Consider the following 8,792-nt stretch of genomic DNA (forward strand, 5'->3'; position numbering starts at 1 on the left):
GCGGTGAACTCCACGCTGGCGGGGAAGAGGCCCTTGCCCTCCTTGCCCTCGCTCTCGCCGTAGAGCTGCTTCCACCACTCGGCGAAGAATCGGAAGGAGGGCTCGTAGCCCACCAGCAGCTCAATGGACTTGCCGGCGGCGCAGAGGGCGTTCCGGGCGGCGGCGTACTGCCAGGCGATGTTGCCGGCCCCAGGCTGGGACAGGGCCTCCATGGCCCCGGCGGCCCCGGCCATCAGCTCCCCGATGTCGATGCCGGCGGCGGCGATGGGCAGCAGCCCCACGGCGGTGAGGACGGAGTACCGCCCCCCCACGGCGTCGGGCACCACGAACGTCTCATAGCCCTCGGTGCCGGCCAGGCCCTTGAGGGCCCCCTTGTGGGCGTCGGTGGTGGCGTAGATGCGGCCCCGGGCCCCTTCTTTGCCGTACTTCTGCTCCAGCAGGGCCTTGAAGATGCGGAAGGCCACGGCAGGCTCGGTGGTGGTGCCCGACTTGGAGATGACGTTGATGGAGAAGTCCTTGTCCGCCACATAGTCCATCAGCTCGGCCAGGGCGTCGGTGGACAGGCCGTTGCCGGCGAAGAAAATCTCCGGGGCGTTGGGGGCCAGCTTGTGGTCGGCGGAGCCCAGGAGCTCGATGACGGCCCGGGCCCCCAGGTAGGACCCGCCGATACCGATGACCACCAGCACGTCGGAGTCGGATCGGATTTTCTGGGCGGCGGCCTGGATGCGGGCGAACTCTCCCCGGTCGTACTCCGCCGGGAGCCGCACCCAACCGGTGAATTCCCCGCCGGGACCGTTGTGCTCAGCCAGCATGGTCCGGGCCCGGTCCAGGACCTCCAGGCGGCTGGTGAGCCAGTCCTCCGGCAGGAAGGGAGTTGCGTTGGAAAGGTCTAACTTCAGCATATCGAAAACCTCCTTGTTTTGCTTAGCACGGTGAAGGCCATTATATCACAGCCTGTCCCAGGTTTCCAGCGAAAAGAGCGAAAAAATCTCCCCGGCCGGAGGCCCTGGCTGAGGTGGGGAAAAAGACGGGCCCCGGCAATGCCGGGGCCCGTCAGCGTGTCAAAGCAAAGAGCTTACTTGTTCAGGTTGAAGAAGGCATTCCGTCCCAGGTACTGGGCCACGTCGTCCAGCTCCTCCTCGATGCGCAGGAGCTGGTTGTACTTGGCCACGCGGTCGGTGCGGCTGGGGGCGCCAGTCTTGATCTGGCCGGCGTTCACGGCCACGGCGATGTCGGCGATGGTGGCGTCCTCGGTCTCTCCGGAGCGGTGGGAGACAATGGCGGTGTAGCCGGCCCGGTTGGCCATCTGAATGGCGTCCAGCGTCTCGGTGAGGGTGCCGATCTGGTTGACCTTGATGAGAATGGCGTTGGCCACGCCCTTCTCGATGCCGGTGGAGAGCCGCTCCACGTTGGTGACAAAGAGGTCGTCGCCCACCAGCTGCACCTTGTCGCCGATGGCCTTGGTGAGCATGGCCCAGCCCTCCCAGTCGGTCTCGGCCATGCCGTCCTCCAGGGAGATGATGGGGTAGTTGTCGGCGAACTTCTTCCACATGTTCACCAGCTGCTGCTGGGTCATCTTCCGGCCGGACTTGGGCTGGACGTAACACTTCTGCTCCTCGTCCCACCACTCGGAGGAGGCGGCGTCAATGGCGATCATGAAGTCCTCGCCGGGCCGGTAGCCGGCCTCCTCGATGGCCTTGACGATGACCTTCAGGGCGTCCTCGTCCTTCTTGAGGTTGGGGGCGTAGCCGCCCTCGTCGCCCACGCCGGCGGCAGGGGTGCCGTTCTCCTTCAGCGTGGTCTTGAGCTGATGGAAGACCTCAGCGCACATCCGCAGGGCCTCCCGGAAGCTGGGGGCCCCCACGGGCATGACCATGAACTCCTGAATCTCCACGTTGTTGGTGGCGTGGGCGCCGCCGTTGAGGATGTTCATCATGGGCACCGGCAGGGTCTTGGCGTTGACGCCGCCGACATAGCTGTAGAGGGGCAGGCCCAGGCTGGCGGCGGCGGCCTTGGCGCAGGCCAGAGAGGCCCCCAGAATGGCGTTGGCGCCCAGGTTGGTCTTGTTGGGAGTGCCATCCAGGGCGATCATGGCCTTGTCGATGGCGGTCTGGTCCAGGACGTTCATGCCCACCAGGCACTCGGCGATCTTGGTGTTCACATTCTCCACGGCGTTGAGGACGCCCTTGCCTAGGTAGCGGCTCTTGTCGCCGTCCCGGAGCTCACAGGCCTCATAGATGCCGGTGGACGCGCCGGAGGGCACGGCGGCCCGTCCCACAGTGCCGTCTTCCAGGTAGACCTCCACCTCCACGGTGGGATTGCCCCGGGAGTCCAGAATCTCACGGCCCAGGACGTCAACGATTTCAAGGATCTGCTTCATGGGGAATCATACTCCTTTCGTAATGGGGGCGGGCCCTCTGACCCGCCGCAAAGGGGATATTCTGTGGTGGGGGGGGCGGGCCTCCGCCCGCCGGGCAGTCCATGGCAGGGGCCGGAAGGGCCCAGAGCCGGCAGAGTTAATTGCAGATAAGGGTCTCACCATCCATCTCCCTGGGCTTTTCCAGGCCCATCAGGTCCAGCATGGTGGGGGCGATGTCGGCCAGTCTGCCGTCCCGGAGCTTCACGTCGGCCCCCACGATATAGAAGGGCACCGGATTAGTGGTGTGGGCGGTGTAGGGCGTCACTCCGTCATCCTCCAGCATCCGGTCGGCGTTGCCGTGGTCGGCGGTGATGAGGCTGATGCCTCCCATCTGGGAGGTGGCCTCCACCACCCGGTTGACGCACTCATCCACCGTCTCCACCGCCAGCCGGGCGGCCTCGTACACGCCGGTGTGGCCCACCATGTCGCAGTTGGCGAAGTTGAGAATGATGACGTCGTACTTGCCGCTGAGGATGCGCTCCACGCAGGCGTCGGTGACCTCATGGGCGCTCATGTCCGGCTTGAGGTCGTAGGTGGGTACCGAGGGGGAGGGGATGAGCACCCGGTCCTCCCCGGGGAAGACCTGCTCCACGCCCCCGTTGAAGAAGAAGGTGACGTGGGCATACTTCTCAGTCTCGGCGATACGCAGCTGGGTGAGGCCCAGGTTGGAGATATACTCGCCGAAGATGTTGGTGAGCTTCTGCTTGGGGAAGGCCACCGTCACGTTGGGCATGGCGGCGTCGTACTCGGTGGTGCAGACGAAGTGGAGGGGGAAATAGCCCTTCTTCCGCTCCAGATCGGTGAAGTCGGGGTCCACTAGGGCCCGGGTGAGCTCCCGTGCCCGGTCGGGCCGGAAGTTCATGAAGATCACGGCGTCGTTCTCCGAGATGATGGCCTCGGGGCAGCAGACCACAGGGACCATGAACTCGTCGGTGACTCCGGCGTCATAGGACTTCTGGACGGCGGCCGCCGGGTCGGCCTCCTGGGGGGCCTCCCCCAGCACCAGGGCGTCATAGGCCTTCTGGAGCCGCTCCCAGCGCTTGTCCCGGTCCATGGCGTAGTACCGGCCGGAGATCACGCCGATGCGGGCGTTGCCCAGCGCCTGGCACTTGGCCTGGAGGCGGGCGACAAAGTCCTTCCCCGAGGAGGGGGGCACGTCCCGGCCGTCCAGGAAGGCGTGGACAAAAACCTTAGCGAGGCCCCGCTGGTTGGCCATGTCCAGGGCGGCGAAGATGTGGTCGATGTGGCTGTGGACCCCACCGTCGGAGAGGAGGCCCATGATGTGCAGGGCGGTCCCCGCCTCCTTGCAGTGGTCCATGGCGGCGGCGTAAGCCGCGTTGGAGAAGAAGTCGCCGTCCTGGATGGACTTGGTGATCCGGGGCAGGTCCTGGAACACCACCCGGCCCGCGCCGATGTTGGTGTGGCCCACCTCGGAGTTGCCCATCTGGCCCTCCGGCAGGCCCACCGCCAGGCCGGAGGCCTGGAGCTGGCAGCCCGGATTCTCCGAGAAGATGCGGTCCAGGTTGGGCTTTTTGGCGTTGGCGATGGCGTTGCCCATGGTCTCGGCACGCAGGCCATAGCCGTCCAAGATAATCAGTGTGGTAGGAGTCTTACTCATGCAATCCAAACCTCGTATTCTAATTCATTGTTGGGTAGGGCAGCACCGGGGGCGCCGCGCCCCACAAAGCAAACCCGCGCCCCACACAGCAAACCCGCGCCCCACGCCAGCGCCCCGGCGGGAGGAGGCTCAACCCTCCTGGTTCGCGGCGTTGATGATGTCCACAAACTGGTCGGGCTTCAGAGAGGCCCCGCCGATCAGGCCGCCGTCCACATCGGGCTGGGCCAGGAGCTCGGCGGCGTTGCCGGGGTTCATGGAGCCGCCGTACTGGATGGTGACGCTCCGGGCCACCCGGGCCCCGTAGAGCTTCCGAATGACGGTGCGGATGGCCTCGCAGACCTCCCCGGCCTGCTCGGCGGTGGCGGTCTTGCCGGTGCCGATGGCCCACAGGGGCTCGTAGGCGATCACCACATGGCGGACCTTGTCGGCGCTGACGCCGGAGAGGGCGCACTTCACCTGGTAGGCGATGAGGTCCATGGTGACCCCCATCTCCCGCTGCTCCAGGCTCTCCCCCACGCAGACAATGGGCCGCAGGCCCACCTCCAGGGCGGCGTGTACCTTCTTATTAACGGTGGCGTCGGTCTCGTTGAAGTACTGGCGGCGCTCGGAGTGGCCGATGATGACGTACTTCGCGCCCACCTCCTTGAGCATCTCGGCGGAGACCTCGCCGGTGTAGGCGCCGGTGGCCTCGTAGTGGCAGTTCTGGGCGCCGATGGACACCCGGCAGTCCTTGAAGAGGCGGATGGCGGCGGGAATATTGACAAAGGGTACGCAGAGCACTACGTCGCACCACTTGCCCTTGGGCAGGATGGCCTTGAGCTCTTCGGCATAGGCCCGTGTCTCGGAGAGGGTCTTGTTCATCTTCCAGTTGCCGGCAATGACGGTCTTCCGATAACGGCGGTTCATATCAATCAGATCCTTTCTCTTTGTGGATGAGGAAATGCAGCGCTGCGGCTCGGGCAGGCTTTACTTGTCCAGCAGGCAGGCCACGCCGGGCGGCGTCGGGGCAAAGTCCGCCGGCTCCGTTTCCAGCTGGCGCGGAAAACTGCGCCCGCTCCCTTGCCCCTCCGCTTCCCCATGAGAGCCGCTGCGCTGGGCTCTCATGGGGGCCCCGGAGCTGCCCGGCTGGGGTAGGACCTGCCGGTCCAGCGCAGTCCCGGACAGGGCAGGCTTTACTTGTCCAGCAGGCAGGCCACGCCGGGCAGCTCCTTGCCCTCCAGGAATTCCAGGCTGGCGCCGCCGCCGGTGGAGATGTGGGTCATCTTGTCGGCGTAGCCCAGCTGCTCCACCGCCGCCGCAGAGTCGCCGCCGCCCACAATGGTGATGGCCCCCGACTCGGCCAGAGCCTTGGCCATGGCCTTGGTGCCCCCGGCAAAGGCGGGGAACTCAAAGACTCCCATGGGGCCGTTCCACACCACAGTGCCCGCGCCCTTCACGGCGTCGGTAAAGGCGGCGATGGTCTTGGGGCCGATGTCCATGCCCATGAGGCCGTCGGGGATGTTCCCCTCCTCCAGCACCGGCTGGGCGTCGGCGGAGAACTCGGCGGCGCAGAGGTTGTCCTCGGGCAGCAGGAACTTCACGCCCTTGGCCTGGGCCTTGTCCATCATCTCCTTGGCGTAGTCCAGCCGGTCGGCCTCCAGCAGGGAGCTGCCCACGGTGAAACCCTGGGCCTTCTTAAAGGTGTAGGCCATGCCGCCGCCGATGATGATGGTGTCGGCCTTCTCCAGCAGGTTGTTGATGACGTTGATCTTGTCGGAGACCTTGGCCCCGCCCAGCACGGCCACGAAGGGGCGCTTGGGGTCGTCCAGGGCCTTGCCCATGATCTCCAGCTCCTTGGCGATGAGGAAGCCGGAGACAGCGGGGAGGTAGGCCGCCACGCCGGCGGTGGAGGCGTGGGCCCGGTGGACGGTGCCGAAGGCGTCGGAGACATAGACCTCGGCCATGGAGGCCAGTTCCTTGGCAAACTCCGGGTCGTTCTTCTCCTCCCGCTTGTCAAAGCGGAGGTTCTCCAGCAGCATGATTTGACCGGGCTGGAGGGAGGCGGCCTTGGCCTTGGCGTCCTCCCCGACGATATCCTTGGCGAAGACCACATCCTGGCCCAGCAGCTCGCTCAGGCGCTTGGCCACAGGGGTCAGGGACAGGGACTCCTTCCACTCCCCCTTGGGCTTACCCAGATGGGAACAGGCAATGACGGCGGCCTTTTGCTCCAGCAGGTAGCGGATGGTGGGCAGGGCGGCCACAATGCGCTTGTCGTCGGTGATGGCACCGATGGCCTTGTCCTGGGGCACGTTGAAGTCGCAGCGGAGCAGGACTTTCTTGCCTGCGACGTCGATGTCCTTGACGGTCTTCTTGTTGTAGTTCATACCAAAGCTCCTTTCTCGTTTGCGGCGGGACGGTCCGCCAGGGATCGCGGAAGAGACGTGGGGAGGCGGGATCGGTCAGCGGCGGATGTGGGCGGCCTTCTGGTGCGCCCAGGCCTGACCGCCGTCCCTGGTCAGCCCGGGAAAGTCCAACTGGCGGAGGGCCTCGTAGGTCACCGCCGCCACGGTGTTGGCAAGATTCAGACTGCGGGCGTCCTCCCGCATGGGAAGGCGGATGCACCGCTCCGGGTACCGGGCAAGAAGCGCTCCGGGCAGCCCGGCAGTCTCCTTGCCGAAGAAGATCCAGCAGCCGTCCCGAAACGGGGCGTCGCTGTAACAGCGCCCGGCCCGGGTGGAGGTGAGCCAGAGGTCCGGCTCAGGGTGCTGGGCGAAGAAGTCCTCCAGGCCGTCGTAGACCCGCAGGTCTAACTGGGACCAGTAGTCCAGACCAGCCCGCTTTACCGCCTTGTCGGAGATGTCGAAGCCCAGGGGGCGGATCAGGTGGAGCCTGCTGCCCGTGGCCGCGCAGGTGCGGGCGATGTTGCCGGTATTCATGGGAATTTCAGGCTCCACCAGGACAATGTGAATCATCGCGGCCTCCGGGCGGACTGCCTGGAGGCCGGATACCCGGGGGTATTATCATACACAAGTAATTCCCCTTTCTATCGACAGTTTCCCAGCGCCCTCCATTGTATCGCAACGGAGCCAGAATTACAACCTAAAAAACACGAAATTAAGTAAAAATTTTTCTTTTTAGAACCGGGGGGAAGAAATTCCTGTCAGTGAAGCGCGGCAATCGGGTGTACGCCAGCATGAGGCGCGGGACCAGGGGACAGGGCCGCCCTATATCAGCCATTTGCGCCAGCGCAGGCTTGCCGCTTACGCCCTCAGTCTATGCTTCCCGGCTGAATGTGGCCGGGACTGGCATGGGAAGCCGTTCCCGGAAGGGCAGTCCCAGGCCCCCTCCTGTGTAGAGGTGCCGCAAGACAGAAAAATCCTGGGACCGTTGTGGTTCCAGGATTTTTTGCTGGCAGCGGGAGGAGGATTCGAATTAAACATTAGCGTTTTTTGTTGGTAAATAGCCGTAAAACAGAGCTCCCTCATTGCTTGCCGTTACAGAAAGATTCAAATACGGTAAAGGGCCATAAACTGCTGTAAAACGGCTAAAGGGTATTTTGAAGGGTCAAGCCCTGGGCGCTATACCTGGGGCTTTATTATGTCCCCTCTCACAAAACTTTCTGTCTCATATCAGGCTGGAAGGAGTGGCGGGGCAAAAGGTTCACTTCGATTTCAAATCGAGGCGATTGACTGTCCTTTATTGGGGTGATCATTCTTTCGCCCACTTGTGGGAGAAACCTCATTCAGTAAATTCAGTGAAGTCATCTTCTTCCGGGGGTTCGTCCGAAAAACGGACGGACCTAACCAGCGATTTTTCGCCGCTGCAAGCTATCCCGCAAAGCTCTCCAGGGTGTGGAGGGAAGGACCTCCCTCTGTCGCCTCACTGGTGGTCTGAGAAACGGCGTTATCCCTCTCCATAGTCTCCACTATTCAAAAAGCCGTTTGCACGCTCTCCACGGGCCTCTGCGTGGACTTGTATCTCTGTTTTACGGCCTTTGGGTAGCCGAACAAGCACCTTATCATAGGCTTTCGCCTCATAGCAGGCAGCAATATTCTACCAAGTCAGAAACTTACATTTGTCTTCCGGCGGCCCAGGAACTTCACCAACATTCCAGATCGACGCCGGGCCTCGAGACGGGAACCTTGACAACCAAATACCAGCACCGTATAATCAGGGCGAGGGGTGATGAATATGACGAATGAAGAGTTGCTTGAACAGGTTGTGAAAATGCTGGAGCAGCAGACGGAGCGGATTGAGCTCAAAATTGAGCTGGAGGTCAGTAAGAAGATCGAAGCACTGTTTGACGGCTACAAGCTTACCCATGAAAAGCAGTGGGAACTGGAAAAGAAAATGGCAGAGCTTGAGCGCAGGATAGAAAATCTCGAAATCAAAGCAGGCTAATACACGCCAGACGGTGCCGGTACTCGGTGCCGTCTTTTTTACCCCTGTGAGCCGACTGGAGGCCCATAGGGGCATTTTTATGACAATAGCCGAGGGATTTTACTCCCCAGCCATTGCCCACATAGAAAAGAGCAGACACAATGGACGGTACCCTGGACGTATACAGGCATATATTGGAGCGCATGGAGGACGACAGTGCGGCCCGCATAGAGGCATACATAGAAGAAGGGCTTGGAAATCTGTAAAGGGTCAATGGAAGGGTAACCCGCCCATTTCAGGGCAAGAAAAAATCCTGGAACCGTTTGGTGCCCCCTGACAGGGGTAACTTTGTAGGTGTCTGAACCCCCGGCAGATATTGCTACGGCAGTATCTGCC

7 protein-coding genes are annotated in these 8,792 nt (G+C 62.9%); 1 reads left to right on the forward strand and 6 read right to left on the reverse strand.

What is annotated here, in order from left to right:
* From Q0K09_RS09580 to Q0K09_RS09605, 6 genes are all read right to left on the reverse strand, one after another.
* A partial coding sequence (locus Q0K09_RS09580; RefSeq protein WP_294475708.1) for a glucose-6-phosphate isomerase occupies window positions 1–902 on the reverse strand: 902 nt, incomplete at its 3' end.
* Window positions 903–1,075: 173 nt separating this feature from the next.
* On the reverse strand, window positions 1,076–2,380 hold the full coding sequence (gene eno / locus Q0K09_RS09585) for a phosphopyruvate hydratase (RefSeq protein ID WP_294475709.1): 1,305 nt from the start codon (window positions 2,378–2,380) through the stop codon (window positions 1,076–1,078).
* Between the two features lie 136 nt (window positions 2,381–2,516).
* A complete protein-coding gene (gpmI, locus tag Q0K09_RS09590; RefSeq protein ID WP_294475710.1) occupies window positions 2,517–4,037 on the reverse strand; it encodes a 2,3-bisphosphoglycerate-independent phosphoglycerate mutase in 1,521 nt (506 codons plus the stop codon).
* Between the two features lie 129 nt (window positions 4,038–4,166).
* Window positions 4,167–4,943, reverse strand: coding sequence for a triose-phosphate isomerase (gene tpiA / locus Q0K09_RS09595; RefSeq protein ID WP_294475711.1), 777 nt, complete (start codon window positions 4,941–4,943; stop codon window positions 4,167–4,169).
* A 266-nt stretch (window positions 4,944–5,209) separates the two neighbouring features.
* On the reverse strand, window positions 5,210–6,400 hold the full coding sequence (locus tag Q0K09_RS09600) for a phosphoglycerate kinase (RefSeq protein ID WP_294475712.1): 1,191 nt from the start codon (window positions 6,398–6,400) through the stop codon (window positions 5,210–5,212).
* Window positions 6,401–6,475: 75 nt separating this feature from the next.
* Window positions 6,476–6,988 (reverse strand): tRNA (cytidine(34)-2'-O)-methyltransferase, encoded by a 513-nt coding sequence (locus tag Q0K09_RS09605; RefSeq protein ID WP_294475713.1) that lies wholly within the window; start codon window positions 6,986–6,988, stop codon window positions 6,476–6,478.
* Window positions 6,989–8,207: 1,219 nt separating this feature from the next.
* Between Q0K09_RS09605 and Q0K09_RS09610 the strand changes: the two genes are divergently transcribed.
* Window positions 8,208–8,417, forward strand: a complete 210-nt coding sequence (locus Q0K09_RS09610; RefSeq protein WP_294475714.1) for a hypothetical protein — start codon at window positions 8,208–8,210, stop codon at window positions 8,415–8,417.
* Window positions 8,418–8,792: the final 375 nt, after the last annotated feature.

Origin of the sequence: uncultured Intestinimonas sp., from assembly GCF_944387725.1 — a bacterium.
Classification (GTDB): domain Bacteria; phylum Bacillota; class Clostridia; order Oscillospirales; family Oscillospiraceae; genus Intestinimonas.